This window comes from Nocardia sp. NPDC050793 (assembly GCF_040654065.1).
Lineage (GTDB): Bacteria > Actinomycetota > Actinomycetes > Mycobacteriales > Mycobacteriaceae > Nocardia.
In genome coordinates this window covers 366,523-387,333 of the sequence record NZ_JBFAHG010000004.1, presented here as the reverse complement: position 1 = coordinate 387,333, position 20,811 = coordinate 366,523, and the positions used below count along the sequence as shown (strand labels likewise).

Here is a 20,811-nt window from a genome sequence, read left to right as displayed (position 1 = left end):
TTCCGCCGGACCGGTGTGGGATTCCGCTCAGGCGTGGCGGCCCCACGGCGCCCTCGTGCGGCATAGGGTCGGAATCATGACCGAGGAGACGCAATACCGCATCGAGCACGACACCATGGGCGAGGTACGGGTCCCGGCGCACGCACTGTGGCGGGCACAGACCCAGCGGGCCGTGGAGAACTTCCCGATCAGCGGGCGCGGCCTCGAGCGCGCGCAGATTCGCGCGCTCGGACTGCTCAAGGCCGCGTGCGCCCAGGTGAACAGGGATCTCGGCCTGCTCGACCCCGGCAAGGCGGACGCGATCATCGCCGCCGCGCGCGAGATCGCCGCGGGCAAGCACGACGATCAGTTCCCGATCGACGTCTTCCAGACCGGCTCCGGCACCAGCTCCAACATGAACGCCAACGAGGTGATCGCCTCGATCGCCAAGGCCAACGGCGTCGACGTGCACCCCAACGACGACGTGAACATGTCGCAGTCGTCCAACGACACCTTCCCCACCGCCACGCATGTCGCGGCTACCGAGGGCGTCATCAAGGATCTGGTCCCCGCGCTCGAGCACCTGCGGCTCGCGCTGCTGGACAAGTCCGAGGAGTGGCGCACCGTGGTGAAGTCGGGCCGCACCCACCTCATGGACGCCGTCCCGGTGACGCTCGGCCAGGAGTTCGGCGGGTATACCCGCCAGGTCGCCGCGGGCATCGACCGGTTGATGGTGACGCTGCCGCGCCTCGGCGAGCTGCCGATCGGCGGCACCGCGGTGGGCACCGGCCTCAACGCGCCCGCCGGTTTCGGTGCGAAAGTCGTTGCCGAACTGGTCAAGTCGACCGATATCGACGCCTTCTCCGAGGCCGTCGACCACTTCGAGGCGCAGGCCGCGCGCGACGGTCTGGTCGAGCTGTCCGGCGCGCTGCGCACCGTAGCGGTGAGTCTCACCAAGATCGCCAACGACATTCGCTGGATGGGTTCCGGCCCGCTCACCGGCCTGGCCGAACTCCAGCTGCCGGACCTGCAGCCAGGCAGCTCGATCATGCCGGGCAAGGTGAATCCGGTACTGCCGGAGGCGGTCACGCAAGTGGCGGCGCAGGTCATCGGCAACGACGCGACGGTCGCCTTCTCCGGCGCGAACGGCGCCTTCGAGCTCAACGTCTACATCCCGGTGATGGCGCGCAACGTGCTCGAGTCGATTCGCTTGCTGGCCAACGTGTCCCGGCTCTTCGCCGACAAGTGCGTGCGCGGGCTCACCGCCGACGTGGAGCGGCTGCGCACGCTGGCCGAGTCCTCCCCCTCCATCGTCACGCCGCTGAACTCGGCCATCGGCTACGAGGAGGCGGCCGCGGTGGCCAAGGAGGCGCTGAAGGACAAGAAGACCATCCGGCAGACGGTGATCGATCGCGGTCTGCTCGGCGACCGGCTCACCGAGGCGGAGCTCGACCGCCGTCTGGACGTGTTGTCCATGGCCAAGGTGGAAGACGAGAAATAGCAACCACGGTGCGCCGGGCGGATCGAAACCGCCCGGCGCACCGGGTAATTCAGGACCCGCGAAGTCAGGCGGGCGAGAACGCGCGCAGGTGCTCCAGTTCGGCGCGAGCCTGCTCGCCCTCGGGCCCGAGGTCGGCGCGGTCGAAGACGTTCCACCGGCGCAGCAGCGGAGCGAAGACCAGCTCGCCCTCCTTGGCGCGGTCGTAGATGCCCGCCTCGGCCAGCACCTCGTCGCTGCTGCGGCCGTCCGGCAGCGCGACGCGGGGCACCTCGAAACCGGCGACCCGGTCGGCGATCGCGCGCATCGTCTGATCCGGCGCGATGGCGAACGCCGCGGCGACCAGGTCGGCGAAGAACTCCGACTGCAGCTCGTCGTCGGCCGCGATGCGCGCGGCGATGGCGGTGACCATCGGGTTCTCGTTCAGCGCCGCGGTGTTGCGGTGCCGGATCGCGGAGGCCGCCTCCTCGAAGGCGCCGTTGGCGAGGACGTCGAGCAGATGCAGGGCGGGACGGCGGAAGCCGGCCGTCATGTGCGCCATGCGCTGCCGTTCCAGGTCCACCGGATCCACCGACCTGGTCACCATCAGGTAGTTGCGGATCAGGATCTCGTGCCGGTTCTCCTCGGCGGTCCAGCGACCGACCCAGCGCCACCACGGGCCGGTGCGCAAGTACTTGCCGATCTCGCGGTGGTAGGAGGGTAGGTTGTCCGCGATGAGCACACTGACCGTCAATGCCAGCTTGGCGATCTCGCCGAGTTCGGACTGCTCGGGGGTCCAGTCCTCGCCGCCGAGGAAGGCGAAGTTGCGGCCGTCGTCCCACGGGACGTAATCGTGCGGCTGCCATCCGTCGGCGACGGCGATGTGGCGCCGCAGATTCAGTTCCACCTCGAGCGAGAGCGCCTCGAGCAACTCACGGTCGGTCAAGTGATTTTGCACCATGACAACCTAGCCGTTCGGCCCGCGCCGCGGGACTCTACCGATGGAATGGGAACAGCGCCCGAGGCGCGCTGATGCGCGACCTCGGGCGCCGTGTCGATTCACTACTTCATGGTGACGGTGATCTGCCCGTTCACCCAGGTGATCGTTCCCCCGCTGAACTCGCTCTGCTTGCCGCCGGGGATGTCGGTCTCGTCGCTGGTCGGGTAGCCGAGCTGGCCCGCCGCGCCGCCGTTCTCCTCCCACGCCTTGCGGATCTCGCCCCACACGATGTGCGGCTCGCCCTCCTCGGGCTCGTAGATGGTGCCGCCGACGAAGTCCTGGTACTTGCCGTTGTCCGGGGCGTTCTCCACCGGTTCCAGCGGCGCGCCGAGCGGGCCGGTCGGGCCGCCCGCCTCCATGTACTTGTCGTAGATGTCGCCGGAGACGGTCACCTCCGCGCCGCCCGCGGTGGGGATCCTGGTCTCGTCCGGGGTCTCGTCACGCTCCGGGGTGCCGGTGCCTTGGGCGCCGGTGCGCTGGGTGTCGTGCGCCTCGGAGTGCGTGGTGGCCATCGCACCGGTCGTCATGCCCATGGTGGGGGTGGTCAGGACCGAGTTGGAGTCGCTGTCGCTGTCGTCACCGCAACCCGCGACCAACAGTGCCGATGCCGCCAGCGCGATGGTGAATCCAGCCGTGCGTCGAGCGTGGTGCATGTGTCGTCCCCTCTCGAGTGTGGCTCGGACGGCGCCCCTGACACCGGCGCCGCGCGCAGCCTAGGCCGATGATCGGCAACAGCCCGGCGAATCGCTTTGCGACGCGCCGGGCCGCTGCCCAACTGGTAACTCGGCGGATATTACCCACTCGACGTGAGGAGAAACACACCCTATGCGTTAGCTAGGGTGTTTCCACGCCCTGGCTCAGGCGTTCGGGCCGTACTCCTCCAGCATCTCGGTGACCAGCGCCGCGATCGGCGAGCGCTCGCTGCGGGTCAGCGTGATGTGCGCGAAAAGCGGGTGTCCCTTGAGCTTTTCGATCACCGCGGCCACACCGTCGTGCCTGCCGACGCGCAGGTTGTCGCGCTGGGCCACGTCGTGGGTGAGCACGACGCGCGAGCCGGTGCCCAGTCGGCTGAGCACCGTGAGCAGCACGTTGCGTTCCAGCGACTGCGCCTCGTCCACGATCACGAAGGAGTCGTGCAGCGAGCGACCGCGAATGTGGGTGAGCGGCAGCACCTCCAGCATGTCGCGGCTGAGCACCTCCTCCATCACCTCCGGCGAGGCGAGGCCGTCGAGGGTGTCGAAGACGGCCTGCGCCCACGGACCCATCTTCTCGCTCTCGCTGCCGGGCAGATAGCCGAGGTCCTGGCCGCCGACCGCGTAGAGCGGACGGAACACCACGACCTTGCGCTGCGTGCGCCGTTCGAGCACCGCCTCCAGACCGGCGGTCAGCGCCAGCGCCGATTTGCCGGTGCCCGCCTTGCCGCCGAGCGAGACGATGCCAACGCTCTCGTCCAGCAGCAGATCCAACGCGATCCGCTGTTCGGCCGAGCGCCCGTGCAGCCCGAAGGCCTCCCGCTCGCGCACCAGCTGCACGCGCTTGTCCGGGGTAACCCGGCCCAGCGCGCTCGAGCTCGTGCCGAGCAGCCGGATTCCGGTGTGGCACGGCAGTTCCCGCGCCTCGTCCAGGTCGATCACCGACTCGGCGTAGAGCTGATCGATCCGAGTGGATGCGATGTCGATCTCGACCATTCCTGACCAACCGGAGGTCACCACGTCCTGCGCGTGGTATCCGTCGGCGTGCAGACCCACCGCGCTCGCCTTGACGCGTAGCGGAATGTCCTTGGACACCATGACGACCTGGCGGCCCTCGGACGCGAGATTCAAGGCGCAGGCCAGAATCCGGGAATCGTTGGTGTCGGTGCGGAAGCCCACCGGGAGAACCGTGGGGTCGGTGTGATTGAGTTCCACCTGCAGCGTTCCGCCCTCGGTGCCGATCGGCACCTGCTCGTCCAGCCTGCCGTGCTGGAGCCGGAGATCGTCCAGGTTGCGCAGGGCTTCCCTGGCGAACCAGCCCAGTTCGTGGTGGTGCCTCTTTGCCTCGAGTTCACTGATGACGACCAGCGGGAGGACGACGTCGTGCTCGCCGAACCTGGTGAACGCCCAGGGATCGGAGAGTAGGACCGAGGTGTCGATGACGAAGGTCTTGGCACCGGATGCGTGGGAGAGCGAGGGGCGGGCCCCCTTCGTGTCCGAGGAGACAGCGGCGCGCTTTCCTGTGCCAGCAGAACGGGAGTGCGCCGAGGGGGCGGAAACGGAGCGTGCAGCAGTCACGGTGGGCTCCTTTTGTGTCCACACGGCACCCGCGTGAACGATCTCGCTGGACCGGTCCGTCCTTCTGGATCCGACTTGCGTCAGATGCCGCGAGGGCCGGGTGCCGGCCCCCTCGTACTGAGTAGCTCAGTCACGGTCAGGACCTCCCGTACGAACCACACCGACGCGGTCCGCATCTCCGAAGTTACCGCCGACTGGCCGGTCTGCGCTCGGGGACCGCGAGGCGTGTCGGTGAAGATCCCGTTAACGCCCGCCTCAGCTCGGTCGCCGGATCCGTTGTCGCCGCAGCTCACCGGGGGCGAACCGCCGTCTACACCCCGGCCATTCGCGGGTTTTCGCCAGAATGCGTCCAACCCTGCCGACTCGGCCTATCTCCCCCTTCGCCGCGGCCGCGCGCGGGGTCTTCGACGGACTGTGTCGACTCGGCGCACCACCGCTTCCGCTTCGGCCGTACGCGAGCTTTTCGGCGGACTTCGTCCGGCTGCGCCGACTAAAGTCGAAGCATGGCCGGTAACGAGGAATTCGAGAACCTGTCGTCCAAAGAGCTGCACGACCGGGCGGTGCGGCTGGCCGTGCGCCGCGGTGACATCAAGTACCTGTGGCAGCTGCTCACCCGCATTCCCGCCGCCGAGGCCGCCGCGGGGAACGTCGGCGACAGCGAGGCGGATATCAAGTACGTGCTGCCGCTGCTCGACAACTACATCCACGCGGGCGACGGCGCGGTGGCCGAGCAGCTGCGGCCGTTCTATCTGGACTACCTGATCGCGCACTCCTGACCCGGGCGGCCACGGACGACGCGGCCGCGATCGTCCGGCAATCGGCGCCGAAAGCCGCTGCGCGCCGGGCGAATCGACAACGGCGAGCGCGGATTCAGCGGCGGGCGAACACCGCGCGGAAGAGTCCGACCGCGGTGCCGCGCAGGAAGTTCTCCCAGCTGAAGTGGTCGTGCCACAGCGCGATTCGGCCGTCGCGCAGTTCGAAGGTGCCGGTCACCCAGAATCCGACCTCCACCGGGCCCACGTGCAGGTAGTCGGTGCGGTCGGTGAGCACGATGTCACCGTTGCCCGCGATGTGGTGCATGTCGACCCGGAAGCCGAACAGCGGCCGGTCGAGCCCGCGCAGCACGCCGCCGACGCGCCGGATGCCGCGCACGTCCGGTAGCGAGGTGTTCTTCCAGACGATGCCTGGGTCGAGCAACTCCAGCGACTCGCCGACCGCGCCGAGCTCCAGCGCGGCGAAGAATTCCCGCACGGTGGTGATCGCGTCCTGCTGCAGTTCGGGTTCGTCGTCGGACATGCTTCGACTCTAGGCCGCCGGGCCGCCGGTGGGGGTGTCGTTTTCGGCGGCCCTGCGCGCCACGAGGACGGCGAGGCCGTCGAGCACGCGCTCGATCCCGAAGGACAGTGCGTCGCCTGGATCGCCTGCGTGTGGCGGGTGCGCCGAGCGGGCCGCCTCCTCCGCGAAAGCCGCCTTGACCGCGGGATAGCGATCGGCGGCCGCCTCCATCGTCTCGGTGAACTGCCGCAGCACCTGCTCGGCGAGGTCGGCGTCCCCGCTCGCGCCGACCTGCTGCGCGAGGCTGCGCACGTGGCCATTGAGCAACACCACGGTGTCCAGTCGTTCGGGGCCGGTGAGCCCCATCCCGTCCATCGCGGTCACGGCGGTCTCCAGCCAGCCCATCTCGTTGGGGCCGATCGGGCGCGCTCCGACCGCGAGCTCGAGCGTCCACCGGTGTGCGCGGTAGCGCTCGAAGATGGCCAGCGCCCAGGCGCGCAGGGCCTCCCGCCAGCGCGCAGGGACGGAGGCGTCCCCGGGCGGTTCGGGCGGCTCGCCAAGCGCCGCGTCGAGCATCAAGGCGATGAGCTGCTCCTTGCCAGGCACGTACCGGTACAGCGACATCTTCGTGTAGCCGAGCCGTTCGGCGAGGCGCTGCATGGACAGGTTGGCCAAGCCCTCGGCATCGGCGAGCGCGATGGCTTCGCCGACGATCCCGCCCAGGGTGAGCGAGGGCTTCGGCCCGCGCCGAGGCGGCTGCCTGGTGCCCCACAGCAGTTCGACGGTGGTCGGTGACGACATTGGCGAATCCTCCAGAACCGACGCGTTGACTCGGAACTGTGTCTACCATAAGCTAATCTGCGTCCGCCGGAAACAGAATACGTCGGACTCAATTTCTGACTTGGGAGAAACCGTGCGCAACCTGTCCGTTCTCATCTCCGGCGCCGGCATCGCGGGCCCCTCGCTCGCGTACTGGCTGCGCCGCTACGGCTTCGCCGTCACCGTCGTCGAGCGCGCCGCAGCACCACGTCCCGGCGGGCAGGCCATCGACTTCAAGGGCCGCACGCATCGCACCGTGCTGGAGCGGATGGGCGTCTGGGAGGAGATCCAGGCACACCGCACCGGCGCCTCCGACGTGGTGTTCGTCGACGAGCGCGGCGCGCGGCTGGCCGTCATGTCCGGCGATTTCACCGGCGGCGACGTCGAGATCCTGCGCGGCGACCTCGCCGAAATCCTGTACCGCCGCAGCGCGAGCGACTGCGAATACGTCTTCGGGGATTCGATCGCCGGGCTCACCGAGACCGCCGACGGCGTGCACGTGACCTTCGAGCGCGGACCGGCGCGCACCTTCGACCTCGTCTTCGGCGCCGACGGAATCCATTCCCAGGTCCGGCGTCTGGCGTTCGGACCGGAGCGCGATTTCGTGCGGCACCTCGGGCACTACTACTGTGTCGCGGGCGCGAGCCCGTGGACCGGCTCGGCGACGCCGCGCGAGCGCGCCGTCTCCTACGGCTACAACGCGCCAGGACTGCTCGCGATCAGCGGCGGCTCGAAGGCACAGCAGCTGTACCTTTTCGCCGCACCGGAATTGGACTACGCGCGCGACGACGCCGAGGCCCAGCGGCGCATCGTCGTCGAGCGCTACGCCGAATTGGGCTGGGAGGTGCCGCGGATGCTCGCCGAACTGGCCGAGTTCGACGACGTGTACCTCGATTCGATGGGCCAGGTGCGGATGGACCGCTACACCGCGGGCCGGGTCGCGCTCGTCGGCGACGCGGCGTACGGAAACACCCTGGGCGGCTTCGGAACCGGGCTCGCGGTGGTGGGCGCGTACGTGATCGCGGGCGAACTCGCGCTCGCCGACGGCGACCACGCCACGGCCTTCGCCCGCTACGACACGATCATGCGCCGATACGCCAAGATCGCGGGCAACGCCAACGCGGGCCGGTTTCTCGCACCGACCACCGCGTTCGGCATCCGGCTGCGCAACTGGTTCCTGGAATCGCGGCTGTTCACGCTGATGACGAAGTACGGCGACAACGCCGCCAACGACATCGACCTGCGCGACTACCCCGCCCTGCTGGCGGCCCGCTGAACGGATTTCGCGAGTTTCGATGGAACCGCTCCGCACGCGAGCGCGTCTATTACGTTCAAACAGCACTGACGGAAGGGGCCACCGCGATGGCAGTGCATGACACCGACGGCCGCGCGATCACCAATCCCGAGAACGCGCAGAGCTTTTCCCACTCAGAGATCAAACAGGCCGCCGACCGAATGAATCCCACCGGACTGGAGGGCGCCCATGCCGGGTGGTCCGCGCTGTCCGCCGCGGTCGGTACGGCGAGCGAACAGTTCGGCTCCGCGCTGCAACGCGCGGTCGAGCAGCGGTGGGAGGGCGCGGCGGCCGACGCGGCGGTGCGCGGCGTCCGTGACTTCGTCGCGCAGCTCGGGGAACTGGGAGTCGCGCTCGGCAAGCAGTCCGAGCCGCTCACGGCGGCCGGCAGCGCCGCCGCCCAATTCAAAGCGGCCATACCGGATGCGGCGAACGGGAATTCGACGGCGCCCGAGGATCGCAACGCGCGCGAGGAGCAGGCGCGTGACGACATGCACCGGCTCTACATCCAGCCGTACGGCGCGACGGCGCCGCGCATTCCGACGTTGCCGTCGCCGGTGGGTCCGAGCGGCGGGGGATTGATGGATGGACTGCTGGGCGGGAATGGACGGCCGGGGTCCTCGTCGCCCGGGGCGAGGCGGCCGGATGGAGCGCATCCCGTCACCGATACCGAAGCGGCGGACGGAGCTTCGGGGTCGCAACGCGACGAGGTGGTCGGCTCGTCGACGTCGTCGGATCACGGGGCCGACGGGCAGGGGTCCACGGGTGCGCAGTCCGGTGCCGGTACGCAGGGCGATCGAACCGGCAACGGCGCACACCCCGGCGCGGGAGTACACCCCGGAGCGGGCGACCCGATTGGCAGTGGTACGCAACCTGGGAACGGAGCACAGCCTGAGACCGGTGTGCAATCGGCGACCGGTACCCGGCCCGAGGCGCAGCCCGAGGGCGACGCGCCGCCCGAACCGGGAACCCGGCCCGACGATGGAGGCGAGCCCGAAAGCGGAGCGCCTTCGGATACCGGAGCGCACGGGTCGGCGGTGACGAAGCCGGAGACGGCGACCGGTCGGGGAGACGAGTCGAACCATGAACCGTCGTCCGGCGAGAACGCTCCGCGGCAACCCCATGCCGACCCGGATTCCGTCGCCGCGCAGTCCGTCTCGTCACAGACGAACGCCCCATCGGCACCGCCGACCCTTTCGCCTACACCCTCCTCGGCGTCTCCCGCACCCGTCTTCTCGACGCCGACCACTCCCCTCACGCCCACCACACCACTCGGCGCATCTCCCGTCGCGAGTCCGCCGTCTCCCCTTGCTCCCGGCGCGCTCCACGAAGCCTCGGCGCGCCCCGCCGCACCCATCCCCCTCGGACCCAACGCTCCGGCGACACCGCCGCCCGGACCCGGTTCCTCCGTGCCCGCCCAGCCCGCGGCCACCCCGAATACGGCACCGCCACCGGGCGTCCCGGCCCGCCCGGGCGGTCCAGGGGCCACCGGCTACGCGGGCGTGATGCCGTCCGCTCCCCGGACTCGCACCGAGGAGGACGGCGAACATAGGACGGCGAGGTACCTGCGTTCCGAGGAACACGGCCAGGAACTGATCGGCGAGACGCCGAAGACCGTACCGCCAGCGCTGGGAGCCGACTGATGGGGCAGTGGACACTCTCGGCCGAACAGTTCGCGGCGGTGTGGTTCGGCACCGGCCTCGACCGGATGCCGTTTCCCTTCCGCTTCACCAGCCGCTATCCCGGCCTCCGCGAGTACCAGGCCTACCAGCGTGATTTCCGGACCGAGCTGGATCACGACGAGCACATGCCGCTGCGCCGCGCCATCGACGTGCTGGCCCGGCCCGATTGGCGCATCGAGCTTTTCGGCATCGACAACCGGCGGGGCGGGGCCGAACTGCGCGCCGTCGGCTGCGCGCACCGGGGCGGATCCGGCGTCGTCGCGTTGCAGAACCCGGCACCCGACGGCGGGAAGATCCGCCTGCGCCGCTGCCGAACCGACCAGCTCGCCACCGAACTCGTCCGGCTGCTTCCCGACCACAAACCGGGCACCGTCGCCGAAAGGACCTATCTCCTGGACGATCTCGCCGACGACCGCCCCGACCCCTTCGGCTCCGCACCTGCCGCCGCGACCAGGGACCGCTACCGCCGCTTCTGGCGGCAGTCGTGCACCACCCGCGGCACCGTGACCGTCCTGCTCGGCCCCCGCAACGCCGACCCGCTGCGCACCGGCAAACTTCGCTGGATCGACACCGACGACGGGCGCTACTGCGAGATCCCCGCCAACCGCGCTCTCATGATTCGCCCCGGCTCCAGCGCCGACATCACCCGCTATCTGGACGAATCGATAATCCGGTCGCGGGCCCGCATGGACGGATAATCGCTCATCGCCGAGCGCACCAACCATGGCGGCCGGTAGAGGGCTTCGGACGGTCGGCCTGACCGACTCCGTCGGGATGTGCGGTGGTTTTCCGATGGATGCCGCCCGGCTTGCCTAGTTTGGAGGGATGACAACCCGGGATGAGATCGAGTCGTTTCTCGACGAGTATCAGGCCGCGTTGAGCGCGTTCGACGCCGAACGGTCGGCGGCGCTGTGGGGCACGCCGGGCACCATCCTCAGTGACGGTTTCGTCGGCACATTGTCCAGCCATGCCGAGATGGCGCAGGGGCTGGCGCAGTCGTATCCCTTCTATCAGGCGCTCGGACTGGCTCGCGTCGGCCACACGTTGCTCGAGCACATCGACCTGACGCCGCTCATCGCGCGGGTGCGGGTGCGCTGGCATTTCTACGACGGGGACGGAAACCTGCTCACCGACGGCGATTACGAATACCTGCTGCGGCGCGACGACGAACGGCTGCACACCTACGTCGCGGTGGCCATCGACGAGACGGAGAAGCTCACGCAACTCGCGGCAGCCAAGGGCATCGATATGCCTGCGGGCTAGTGTCGCCTGAAATGCGCAGGCACGGCTTTGTCGATGCTGGTGAGGAACTTACGGAACTCGGTCGCGCGGTGGCGGCGGTACAGTTCGCCGATCACAGTGCCGTCGGCGATGTCGAACGCGGCGAACAGGCTTCGTGCCGTGGCCGGCGTAGTCAACAGCCGGGTCAGGTAGCTGCTTCCGCACCCTTGCCGGTGGCCACGTCACGAGCTGTTGCTGGGGGCAGGGCGGCGGAGGCGAGGATCGCGAGTTTGTCGGCGTCGTCGCTTCCGGTGTCGGCGTGGTACATGACGAGCATCATTCCGTTGGTACTGGTGATGAGGAGCTTCTCGCGGTTGAGAACCAGGCGGCCGACCTGGGGGTGGTCGAAGCGCATGAGCGTGCCCTATCGCGGTGTGACGTCGTGCCGGGCCCAGAGCCGGAGGAAGCGGGGGCTGGCGAGCGAGAGTTCGCCGACGAGCTCGATGAAGCGGGGATCGTCGATGTCGGTGCCGACCGACTGTCGGAAGCCCGCGATCAGACCCTCGGTGGCGATCTCCCAGTCCGGGAACAGGGAGCGCTCGGCGGGGTCGAGGAACACGTCGCGCAGCCTGTTGGCTCCGACCGTGAGGCGCGGCGACAGCGCCGTGGCCAGCGGATTGGCGGCGAGGACGTCGAGGTAGCGCCCTTCTACGAACGCTGGCAGCGGAAGCGTTCCGAGAAGCTTCACGATGCTGGGTGGCACGGTCTCCTTGACCGGTCGCCGCCGGCGTCGGGGCTTGTCGGCGGCGAGCCCGAGCAGGTAAGCGCTCGTGTCCTCGTCGAGTTGCAGTACGCGGGCGATGGATTCGAGGACCTGGACCGAAGGCTTGCGGTCGCGGCCTTGCTCGAGGCGCAGGTAGTAGTCGGCGCTGATGCCGGCAAGCATGGCGACCTCCTCGCGGCGCAGGCCGGGGACCCGCCGCACACCCAGGACGGGGATCCCGACCTGCTCAGGGGTCACGAGCTCGCGGCGGGCGCGCAGGTAATCGCCCAGCAAGTTCTGTTCACCGGTCACGTCCCCACCGTAATCCGCGAGGCCGGTACGTAACTGGTCCTGACACCCCTAGGAACGCGAAGGTGCTGGCTGTCGGCCTGACCGGCACGAAACATAGCGGCCATGACCCAGCAACTCGTGCTTGTCACCGGCGGATCGGGCTTCATCGCCGGTCACTGCATCCTCCAACTCCTCGAACAGGGCTACGGCGTTCGCACCACGGTCAGGTCCCTGCGCCGCGAGCCCGCCGTGCGATCCGTGCTCACCGACGCGGGCATGGCGAGCGGCGACAACTTGAGCTTCGCGGCCGCCGACCTCACTGACGACGCCGGCTGGGCCGAAGCCGTCGCCGATGTCGACTTCGTACTGCACGTCGCCTCCCCCGTCCAACCCGGACACGTCCACAACGAGGACGACCTAGTCCTCCCAGCCCGCGAAGGCGCCCTGCGAGTCCTGCGCGCCGCCCGCGACGCCGGCGTCGAGCGCGTCGTCCTCACCTCCGCGTTCCACGCCGTCAGCTGGGGCCACCCGCACGACGACCACGTCTTCACCGAGGCCGACTGGACCCTCCTCAACGGCCCCGGCGTCGACGCGTACGCCAAGAGCAAGACCCTCGCCGAGCGTGCCGCCTGGGACTTCATCGCCGCCGAGGGGGGTTCGATGGAACTGTCCACGTTGCTCCCCGTCGCCACGATGGGGCCTGTCATGGGCGCGGACGTCTCGGGTTCGAACCACCTCATCCAGGCGCTGCTGGGCGGCGAAATGCCCGGCCTCCCAAACCTTTTCATCCCGATTGTCGATGTACGCGACGTGGCCGCGGCACATATCCTGGCGATGACGACGCCGGATGCCGCCAGCCAGCGCTTCCTGCTCTCGAACGGGCCGGCGATCCCGATGAAGGAGATCGCCGCCACTATCAGGGCACACCTCGGCGACGCAGCCGACAACGTCCCGACCCGCAGCATCCCGAACATCATCGTGCGGATCGGCGCCGTGTTCTCCACACAACTGCGTTCTGTCGCGCCCGACCTCGGCTACGCCAAGAAGACCTCCAACGAGAAGGCCCGCCGCGTACTTGGCTGGCGGACGCGCAACCCCGAGGACGCCATCATCACCGCCGCGCAGAGCATGACCGCGAAAAACCTGGTGAAAAAGTAGTGAAAGAGGACCGGCCCCGGCGCCGTCACCGCCCAGTATGTGGCCGAGTCGGCCCGACTCGACTTGGCATAGCGCACGGTCCGTCACCACCGAAAATGAGACAGAGCCGAAAAAAGAACGCCCCCACGGTGTCCCGCGAGGGCGTTCGCGAAAGGTACGGCTCAGCCGAGCAGGCGCCAGTCCTCCAGGCCCTGGTAGAGCGGGACGCTCTGGGCCAGCTTGGTGACGCGGCCGCGCAGGGTCTCGGCGTCGGAGCCGCCGACGAGCGCGGTGGCGATGATGTCGGCGACCTCGGTGAACTCCGCATCGCCGAAGCCGCGGGTGGCCAGGGCCGCGGTGCCGATGCGCAGGCCGGAGGTGACCATCGGCGGGCGCGGGTCGAACGGAACGGCGTTGCGGTTCACCGTGATACCGATCTCGTGCAGCAGATCCTCGCCCTGCTGGCCGTCGATCGCGGAGTTGCGCAGGTCGACGAGCACCAGGTGCACGTCGGTGCCGCCGGTGAGCACGCTGATGCCCTTGTCCTTGACGTCGGCGCCGTTGAGCCGCTCAGCCAGGATCTTGGCGCCCGAGAGGGTGCGCGCCTGGCGGTCGCGGAACTCGTCGGTGGCGGCGATCTTGAACGCGGCGGCCTTGGCGGCGATCGCGTGCATGAGCGGGCCGCCCTGCTGGCCCGGGAACACCGAGCTGTTCAGCTTCTTGGCGAACTCCTGCTTGGCCAGGATCAGACCGGAACGCGGACCGCCGAGGGTCTTGTGCACGGTGGAGGAGACGACGTCGGCGTAGGGCACCGGGGAGGGGTGCAGACCGGCGGCGACCAGACCGGCGAAGTGCGCCATGTCCACCCAGAGGTAGGCGCCCACCTCGTCGGCGATCTCGCGGAACGCGGCGAAGTCCTGGTGACGCGGGTAGGCCGACCAGCCCGCGACGATCACCTTCGGCTGCGCCTCCAGCGCGATCTTGCGCACCTCGTCCATGTCGACGCGGTGGTCTTCCTTGCTCACCCCATACGAATGCACCTCGTAGAGCTTGCCGGAGAAGTTCAGCCGCATGCCGTGGGTCAGGTGACCGCCGTGCGCGAGGTCGAGGCCGAGCAGCTTCTCACCCGGGTTCATCAGCGCCATCAGCACCGCGGCGTTCGCCTGCGCGCCGGAATGCGGCTGCACGTTGGCGAATTCGGCGCCGAACAGTTCCTTGGCGCGGTCGCGGGCGAGGGTCTCGACGACGTCGACGTGCTCGCAGCCGCCGTAGTAGCGACGGCCCGGATAGCCCTCGGCGTACTTGTTGGTCAGCACGCTGCCCTGTGCCTGCAGCACGGCGCGCGGCACGAAGTTCTCGGAGGCGATCATCTCGAGGGTGTCGCGCTCGCGGGCGAGTTCGCCTGCCATCGCGGCAGCGAGCTCGGGATCGAGCTCACCGAGGGACTGGGTATTGACAGAGGCGGTCGTCTGCGTCACGGGCCTCAGTCTATTGGGGCAGGGTCGGGCTCCCGGCAGGGGGTTGGCGGGGCCCCTCGTCGACGCGCAGCAAGATCAGGAGGTTGTCCCGCACGTCGTCGAGCGAGCGGGTCGATCTCGTCGCGCGCGCCTGGACGATCGCACCCTCCACGGCGCTGATCACGAAGCTCGCCAGTGAGCTCGCTCGCGCGGCGTCGACGCCGCGGCCGGCCAGGGCGGCGGCCAGCACTTCGGTCCAGCCCGCGAAGGCGTTGCCCGCGGCGGCCTGCACACCGGGCTCGGATGCGGCCAGCGCGGCGCCGACGACCGGGCAACCGTCGGTGTAGCCGCTGGACTCCAATGCCTGCTTCCACCAGCCGACCAGCGCGCCGACCCAGTCCTCCGGCTCGCCGGAGCGGGTCATCGTTCGACGACACCGGCGCCTGGATCATCTGCCAGCACGGCCCGCGTGCGGGCTGGGCGCGCAACATCACCGCCGACCCTCGGGTCCGGCTGCGCCGTGGTGACCGCTGGTACACCGGCACCGCGGCGTTCGTCCCCGACGACGACGTGGTGGCCAGGGCGCGCAGCTTCGCCACCGGCAGGTTCGCCCGGCCGGTTCTGGCGTGGACGATCAAGGCGCTGGAGACCGAACCGATCTCGGTGCGCGTCACCTTCTCGGCCGCCTGAGCCGCGCGGACCGTGCGGTAAACCCCGCCACTGGTTTTGGGGGCTACACGGCCCGTAACGAGGCGCACGGTGCGGACCGGTTTCACGGGTGACGTTGTCCCCGTCGAGCCACCGAGGAAATCACCATGCCGCATTTCATCTCCGTCCCCACCAACCCGATCGATGCGCTGCTGCGGACGCTGTCCCTGCTGATGTGTTCCCTGTCCTCCGGGGAAGGGTGCGCGGTCATCCAGTGACGAAAGGCGCGCCCGCGCCCAGTGGAGGTGCGGGCGCGCTCACAGAGCGCGCAGTGCGCCGGGGGTCAGCGGCTCGTCTAGCAAACGCCGGAAGCGGTCGGCGCGGTCGTCGGCGTCTACGGCGCGGTCGAGCCAGCCGCCGAGCAGGCGGTAGCCCTCCACATAAGTGCTGATGTAGGCGCGCCACAGCGGCGAGGAGAGGAACCGCAGCGACTGACGCGCCCGCTCCGGCGTCACCAGATTCCACCGCTGCAAGAACTCCGCGACCTCGGTCTCGTCACGGCGCCTATCGTGCAGCAGCAGCGCCGCGTCCTGGCGCACGGCGAGCAGCTTCGCCGAGGCCGTGGACAGGCGCTCGGCGCGGTCGCCGTCGAAACGCAGACCGAGGTCGGCGTAGATCTCCTGCGCCCACTTGCCCCAGCCTGGTCCGACGATCGAGCGCAGCGCCAGATCCGCGAGCCCCTCGGCCATCAGGCACTGGGGCGTGTTGATCAGGAACAGCGTCTGCTCGGCCTGCCCGGCCGCCACCAGACCGGCTTCCTTGCGGCAGTGCTCGGTGTGGTGGCCGGGGTACGACTCGTGCGCGATCAGGTGCGGCAGGTTCGCCATGAGCTGCCTCAGATCGGAGTTGATCGCGACCGTAGAGCGGTAGTTGCCCAGGTAGTAATTGAATCCGGACCACGGCTTGTCGCCGACCACTTCGTAGGTGACGTGCTCGTGGTCGGGCAGCGTGTAGCGTTCGCGCACCCGCTCGCGCAGCGCGCCGGAGAATGCCTCGACGCAGTCGCGCAACCGCTCCGGCGGGATCTCGTCGGCCTTGCGGTGCGCGGCGACCCGCTCCGCGAGTGGTCCGTCGCCCCCGAGCACCTCGTCCATCTGGCGGTGCGCGTCGCGGTAGTCCTCGATATCGCCGGGCGCGATGTCGACGTCGAAGTAGGCGCGCACCTCGTCGACGAAGCCGATGTCCTCGCCGGCGAACTTGCGGCCCGAGCACTCCAGCGCGCGCAGGTGCACGTCGAGGAACTCGGTGCGCTCCGGCGCGAGACCCGCGTCGGGCAGCGCGGCGCGCAGGTCGGCGGCGCGCCGGGCCAGGTCGCTGGGCTGCGGCGCGGGGGCGTTGTCCATCTCGCGGCGCAGCCGCGGATCGCCGGTGTATGCGTCGACGAAACCTTCCTCGAGCCGGTCGAAGGCCAAGCCGAGTCGCAGGTACTCGGTCACGAGCGGATGCGCTTCCATGCCAGCCGAGACTAGCGGGCGCAACGCACGGTATCGAGGTGGTTACCAGTCGGTAGCGGCACCCCCCGTTTCACACATTGGTGAAGCGGAGGAGAATTCGACCATGCGGCGAGAGCTAGATCGAATCTCACAGGGCCGAACCGGCTTGTGTGCGTGTTTGCCGAAACGGAGCGTCGGGTAAGTGGCACGAATGAGCGAGCCGAGTCCCTATGTGGAATTCGACCGTAAGCAGTGGCGAACGCTGCGCAAATCGACTCCGCTGGTGCTCACCGAGGAAGAGCTGATCGGTCTGCGCGGCCTCGGCGAACAGATCGACCTCGAGGAAGTCGCGGAGGTCTATCTGCCGCTCGCTCGTCTGATCCACCTGCAGGTGGCCGCCCGTCAACGCCTGTTCGCCGCGACCGCCACCTTCCTCGGGGAGAAGCATCCGGATCAGCAGGTGCCGTTCGTGATCGGCGTCGCGGGCAGTGTCGCGGTCGGAAAATCGACTACCGCGCGTGTGCTACAGGCATTGCTGGCCCGCTGGGACCACCATCCGCGTGTGGATTTGGTCACAACCGACGGGTTCCTCTATCCCACCGCCGAACTCACCCGGCGCGGCATCATGCACCGCAAGGGTTTTCCGGAGAGCTACGACCGGCGCAAACTGCTGCGCTTCGTCACCGAGGTGAAATCGGGCGCGCCCGAGGTGTGCGCTCCGGTGTATTCGCACAATTCCTACGACATCGTGCCCGGCAAATTCCACTGCGTGCGTCAGCCGGACATCCTCATCGTCGAGGGACTGAATGTGCTGCAAACCGGTCCGCGCCTGATGGTTTCGGATCTGTTCGATTTCTCGATCTACGTCGACGCGCGTATCGAGGACATCGAAAACTGGTATGTGCAAAGGTTTCTCACCCTGCGCGAGACCGCCTTCGCCGACCCCGCCGCCCACTTCCACCACTACGCGGGCTTCACCGACGACCAGGCGACCGCCACCGCCAAGGAGATCTGGAACTCCACCAACCGCCCCAACCTGGTCGAGAACATCCTCCCCACCCGCCCCCGCGCCACCCTCGTCCTGCGCAAGGACGCCGACCACAGCATCAACCGCCTCCGGCTGCGGAAGTTGTGACTCGTCGCCACAACGGGCTTCAGCCGTTGCGGCCCGACAATGCTCAGAAGCAGCACGGATAGCGGGACAAGTCGCCTCCCGCGTCGGCCCCGCGCAAGCTTGCTGCACCTGAGCGTTGCAGTCGGGCGGCCGTCTCTCGGAGCGCACGATCCACGAGTCGCACCGCGACGCCGCAGGATTCCAGGACCGCCGTGTCCGGCAACGCGGTCGGCATGTCCTCGACAGGCGGGCGACCCGCGGCGGCAACCCGGAAACCCGCTGCCGTGAAAGCACCCGCGAGCATGCGCGCGTCATCGGGATGCGGGTGGCTGCTCTCCAGTGGACTCATCGACTATCCCCCTTGTACGAACCTTGGTCTGCCCGCGCCAGAGTAGCCCAACCACCAATCCAGTCAGCTCGCATTCCAATCCGCGCTGCCCGCAACTAAACTCGGGTCAGATATCAGGGGGTGACTTGGGGGATCAAGGACCGGCGACGGCGCGGATCGAGCGGCTGCAGGACGCGATGGCGCGCGCTCGGGGGACGGCCTCGTCCGCGGATGGGTCGGTCACCGTCGTGGTCGGCGCGAACGGCGTACTGCACGCCATCACGGTGAGCGATTCATCGACGCTGAGCGTGCACCGATTGGCCGATGTCGTGGTGGAGTTGCACAAGCTCGCCTTCACGCGAGCGGGAGACGCGGTACGAGAGGCTGTCGAGCAACTCGACGGTGCCGGGTCGGCCGACGATGCGGCCGACTCCGGAGGCGACGCCGGTCTCGGCGAGGCTGCGGAGACAGTGGACGGCTCGTCCGAGGACGCTGCTCGTCAAGACAACGGTAACTCGCGGTCGCGTTCCTGCGCCGACACAGATCACAGGGCCAACCGAAATACCACCTCCGACTCCGGCTCGAGCCGGATGCCCAACTTGGGCGCAGAGGATGGTCTGCTACCAGACACGCTTGCGGCTCGCGACTCGAGCACCAGTGCCGAACCCGATCCGGGCTCGCCTCCCGGTGTTGGCTACAGCCCAGACGCCGACTCGAATTCCGGCTTAGACCCTGCCGGAGTCACCCCTGGGATCGAAAATGGTGCCACACAGGACGATTCGATGCACCACGTCATTCAGCCATTCGCTGGTCCGGATGACGATGACTGTTACTTCACCGCGACACCGCAGCGCCCGCGACCTCGGCAGACACCGCCACCCGCCGAAACCACCTCGGTTCCGGAACCGAATCGGACTTCCCTACCACCTCCGCGCTCCCACCTCGCGCATGATCCGCCGACCTCCTGTCCGCCAACCGATCCGGTCCCCGAAACCGGCGAGCCACCCGCCGTGCCAGAGTGGCTCGAACCGCGCTTCCCCGAACTCCGCGGCGACGATGACCTCTATCCACTCTATGACTCCTGGGACGACTGGGATGTGGGGCAGCGCTAGCGACGACGATCGCACGCGCAGATTGCGGCATTTATAGTGGACGCTACGAAACGCCATGTGCGACAGGGGGGTACGATGAGCAAGCTCGAGCAATTCCACTTCGACCCGGACGACGTCCGACGACTGGCGGATACCTTCGCCACGACGACGTCCACGATCAGCGTGCTGGGCAAGGCAAACAGACCCGTTGACGGCGTCACCTACGGCCTAGCCGCAACTCGTGTGCTCGGAGCATGCGATAACGCCATCACCGCTGTCTTCGGCGCGGTGCTCGCTGCTGCCGCCGGCATGCAGACGCTCGGCGATGCTACCAGCACCACAGTTACTCAATTCCTGAGCCAAGACGGGGATCGCGCTGCCGAAATAGCCACCACCGGGCTGGATCTGCCGTGACGATGCTGACGAAATCGCAGATTCTCACGCTTCTGCCAGACGCCTTGACTGCTCAAGCCGACCGCTGGGAGCAGCAGGCGCACGAACTGACCGAAGCCTTGGACATTCAGTACCGTGCGGTGGACCGGTCTCTTGGCACCTGGCAGGGAGACTCCGGCAATGCGATGCGCGAGCAATACGAACTACTCCACTCCGACACCGGAAAACTCCGCAACGCGCTGGAAGCTGGTGCCGGAGCCGCGCGAACTGGGGCTGCCGAGCTAGCCGCGGCACAGGCTGGTCTCTCCGCGGCGGTACGGGTGGCCGAGGAAAAGGGCTATACCGTAGGAGAGGACGGCACATGCACTCCTACAGCTGCGACACAGCAGACCCTGCTGGGCACAGTGAGCGACGCGGGTCAACTCCAGATGGCAATGGCAGCACTGGAGATCGATGCCGATACACAGACGACAACGATCAAAAATCTCATCGCACAAGCGAACACGGCTGACACTGCAGCCACACAAGCGATTACCAATGCCTTCGATGATCTGCCTGGTTCCGAACGAACGCCAGTAGGACAACCGCAAGCGTTGCCCTATGACGAGGAGCGCAAAAAGCTCGGCGAGATGGGGTACAACGAGCAGGACGTCTGCATGGACAATCCCTTCGACTGCAAGAAGTCCAACGACAGCGGAGACCGAGATATCGCTTGGACGGAATCCGCGAAGGCTTTTCCCGGCGACGCTGAGTCGACTCGGCAAGATGCCGCGCGACATTGCATCTGGCAGGCGCTGATGACGGAATCCACCGATGCGGATTTCGCCAAACGGATGGCCGACGCACACGAAAAGGACCAACCGAGTAAGCTGCACGGCTCCAAACAGATGGACGAGTGGAACAACCACACTGGCCGTGAACTCGGAGAACGCCTGGAAGGGAACAGACAAGCGATAATCGACACCTGCATTCGCTACGCGCAGGACGCAAAATTGGTCGACCCGAACAACATGGACTACAACAACGTCGACGGGACAACGCTTGTCATCCTCAAGGATTGATACCGGCCGTGATGAGGT

General features: G+C 68.2%; 19 protein-coding genes and 3 pseudogenes. 12 read left to right on the top strand and 10 right to left on the bottom strand.

The genetic code is table 11. From position 1 onward, the window contains the following. Nucleotides 1-76: 76 nt before the first annotated feature. Nucleotides 77-1,480 (top strand): class II fumarate hydratase, encoded by a 1,404-nt coding sequence (locus AB0H50_RS16350; RefSeq protein WP_357452537.1) that lies wholly within the window; start codon nucleotides 77-79, stop codon nucleotides 1,478-1,480. A gap of 64 nt (nucleotides 1,481-1,544) precedes the next feature. Here AB0H50_RS16350 and AB0H50_RS16345 read toward each other — a convergent pair whose 3' ends face one another. From AB0H50_RS16345 to AB0H50_RS16335, 3 genes are all read right to left on the bottom strand, one after another. Continuing rightward, a complete protein-coding gene (locus AB0H50_RS16345; protein ID WP_357452534.1) occupies nucleotides 1,545-2,417 on the bottom strand; it encodes an acyl-ACP desaturase in 873 nt (290 codons plus the stop codon). Between the two features lie 101 nt (nucleotides 2,418-2,518). Further along, the gene (locus AB0H50_RS16340; protein ID WP_357452531.1) at nucleotides 2,519-3,109 is read right to left on the bottom strand and encodes an esterase; all 591 of its coding nucleotides are present in this window, start codon (nucleotides 3,107-3,109) and stop codon (nucleotides 2,519-2,521) included. 204 nt (nucleotides 3,110-3,313) lie between these two features. After that, nucleotides 3,314-4,588, bottom strand: a complete 1,275-nt coding sequence (locus AB0H50_RS16335) for a PhoH family protein (RefSeq protein ID WP_357453422.1) — start codon at nucleotides 4,586-4,588, stop codon at nucleotides 3,314-3,316. Nucleotides 4,589-5,229: 641 nt separating this feature from the next. Here AB0H50_RS16335 and AB0H50_RS16330 point away from each other — a divergent pair. Continuing rightward, nucleotides 5,230-5,502 (top strand): hypothetical protein, encoded by a 273-nt coding sequence (locus AB0H50_RS16330; protein ID WP_357452528.1) that lies wholly within the window; start codon nucleotides 5,230-5,232, stop codon nucleotides 5,500-5,502. A gap of 94 nt (nucleotides 5,503-5,596) precedes the next feature. On the opposite strand, the gene AB0H50_RS16325 is transcribed toward AB0H50_RS16330, so the two are convergent. After that, nucleotides 5,597-6,022: a limonene-1,2-epoxide hydrolase family protein gene (locus AB0H50_RS16325; protein WP_357452525.1), complete on the bottom strand. Its 426-nt coding sequence runs from the start codon at nucleotides 6,020-6,022 to the stop codon at nucleotides 5,597-5,599. A gap of 9 nt (nucleotides 6,023-6,031) precedes the next feature. Beyond that, nucleotides 6,032-6,802 carry a TetR/AcrR family transcriptional regulator gene (locus AB0H50_RS16320; RefSeq protein WP_357452522.1) on the bottom strand — a complete coding sequence of 257 codons (771 nt, stop codon included), beginning with the start codon at nucleotides 6,800-6,802 and terminating at the stop codon, nucleotides 6,032-6,034. 112 nt (nucleotides 6,803-6,914) lie between these two features. On the opposite strand from AB0H50_RS16320, the gene AB0H50_RS16315 reads away from it, so the two are divergent. The 4 genes from AB0H50_RS16315 (at nucleotide 6,915) to AB0H50_RS16300 (ending at nucleotide 11,059) form a co-directional block, all read left to right on the top strand. Continuing rightward, nucleotides 6,915-8,096 (top strand): FAD-dependent monooxygenase, encoded by a 1,182-nt coding sequence (locus tag AB0H50_RS16315; RefSeq protein WP_357452519.1) that lies wholly within the window; start codon nucleotides 6,915-6,917, stop codon nucleotides 8,094-8,096. Nucleotides 8,097-8,182: 86 nt separating this feature from the next. After that, nucleotides 8,183-9,757 carry a hypothetical protein gene (locus AB0H50_RS16310; protein ID WP_357452516.1) on the top strand — a complete coding sequence of 525 codons (1,575 nt, stop codon included), beginning with the start codon at nucleotides 8,183-8,185 and terminating at the stop codon, nucleotides 9,755-9,757. Next, nucleotides 9,757-10,494 (top strand): ESX secretion-associated protein EspG, encoded by a 738-nt coding sequence (locus tag AB0H50_RS16305; RefSeq protein ID WP_357452513.1) that lies wholly within the window; start codon nucleotides 9,757-9,759, stop codon nucleotides 10,492-10,494. Before AB0H50_RS16310 ends, AB0H50_RS16305 begins: the two co-directional genes overlap by 1 nt. A gap of 127 nt (nucleotides 10,495-10,621) precedes the next feature. Continuing rightward, entirely contained in the window at nucleotides 10,622-11,059 is a 438-nt protein-coding gene (locus AB0H50_RS16300) for a hypothetical protein (protein ID WP_357452511.1), read from the top strand. 14 nt (nucleotides 11,060-11,073) lie between these two features. Here AB0H50_RS16300 and AB0H50_RS16295 read toward each other — a convergent pair. Both AB0H50_RS16295 and AB0H50_RS16290 read right to left on the bottom strand, forming a co-directional pair. Further along, nucleotides 11,074-11,212: pseudogene (locus AB0H50_RS16295) on the bottom strand (IS630 family transposase); the annotation flags it as partial. A gap of 10 nt (nucleotides 11,213-11,222) precedes the next feature. Continuing rightward, nucleotides 11,223-12,038: pseudogene (locus tag AB0H50_RS16290) on the bottom strand (helix-turn-helix transcriptional regulator). 156 nt (nucleotides 12,039-12,194) lie between these two features. Here AB0H50_RS16290 and AB0H50_RS16285 point away from each other — a divergent pair. Continuing rightward, a complete protein-coding gene (locus tag AB0H50_RS16285) occupies nucleotides 12,195-13,229 on the top strand; it encodes an aldehyde reductase (RefSeq protein WP_357452508.1) in 1,035 nt (344 codons plus the stop codon). A gap of 161 nt (nucleotides 13,230-13,390) precedes the next feature. Here AB0H50_RS16285 and glyA read toward each other — a convergent pair whose 3' ends face one another. Both glyA and AB0H50_RS16275 read right to left on the bottom strand, forming a co-directional pair. Further along, nucleotides 13,391-14,686, bottom strand: a complete 1,296-nt coding sequence (gene glyA, locus AB0H50_RS16280) for a serine hydroxymethyltransferase (protein ID WP_357452505.1) — start codon at nucleotides 14,684-14,686, stop codon at nucleotides 13,391-13,393. Between the two features lie 10 nt (nucleotides 14,687-14,696). Then, nucleotides 14,697-15,089 (bottom strand): hypothetical protein, encoded by a 393-nt coding sequence (locus AB0H50_RS16275; protein ID WP_357453518.1) that lies wholly within the window; start codon nucleotides 15,087-15,089, stop codon nucleotides 14,697-14,699. A 2-nt stretch (nucleotides 15,090-15,091) separates the two neighbouring features. Between AB0H50_RS16275 and AB0H50_RS16270 the strand changes: the two are divergent. Continuing rightward, nucleotides 15,092-15,355 (top strand): annotated as a pseudogene (locus AB0H50_RS16270) (nitroreductase/quinone reductase family protein); the annotation flags it as partial. A gap of 275 nt (nucleotides 15,356-15,630) precedes the next feature. Here AB0H50_RS16270 and AB0H50_RS16265 read toward each other — a convergent pair. Next, nucleotides 15,631-16,827 carry a DUF885 domain-containing protein gene (locus AB0H50_RS16265; RefSeq protein WP_357452502.1) on the bottom strand — a complete coding sequence of 399 codons (1,197 nt, stop codon included), beginning with the start codon at nucleotides 16,825-16,827 and terminating at the stop codon, nucleotides 15,631-15,633. Between the two features lie 181 nt (nucleotides 16,828-17,008). Here AB0H50_RS16265 and coaA point away from each other — a divergent pair, with 181 nt between their 5' ends. The 4 genes from coaA to AB0H50_RS16245 all read left to right on the top strand — a co-directional run bounded on the left by coaA (nucleotide 17,009) and on the right by AB0H50_RS16245 (nucleotide 20,793). After that, nucleotides 17,009-17,941 (top strand): type I pantothenate kinase, encoded by a 933-nt coding sequence (gene coaA / locus AB0H50_RS16260; protein ID WP_357452499.1) that lies wholly within the window; start codon nucleotides 17,009-17,011, stop codon nucleotides 17,939-17,941. Between the two features lie 504 nt (nucleotides 17,942-18,445). Beyond that, a complete protein-coding gene (locus AB0H50_RS16255; RefSeq protein WP_357453419.1) occupies nucleotides 18,446-19,360 on the top strand; it encodes a YbaB/EbfC family nucleoid-associated protein in 915 nt (304 codons plus the stop codon). A 75-nt stretch (nucleotides 19,361-19,435) separates the two neighbouring features. After that, complete coding sequence (locus AB0H50_RS16250) at nucleotides 19,436-19,753, top strand: hypothetical protein (protein WP_357452496.1); 318 nt, start codon at nucleotides 19,436-19,438, stop codon at nucleotides 19,751-19,753. Next, on the top strand, nucleotides 19,750-20,793 hold the full coding sequence (locus tag AB0H50_RS16245; RefSeq protein WP_357452493.1) for a hypothetical protein: 1,044 nt from the start codon (nucleotides 19,750-19,752) through the stop codon (nucleotides 20,791-20,793). The genes AB0H50_RS16250 and AB0H50_RS16245 overlap by 4 nt, the downstream gene beginning before the upstream one ends. Nucleotides 20,794-20,811 lie beyond the last annotated feature (18 nt).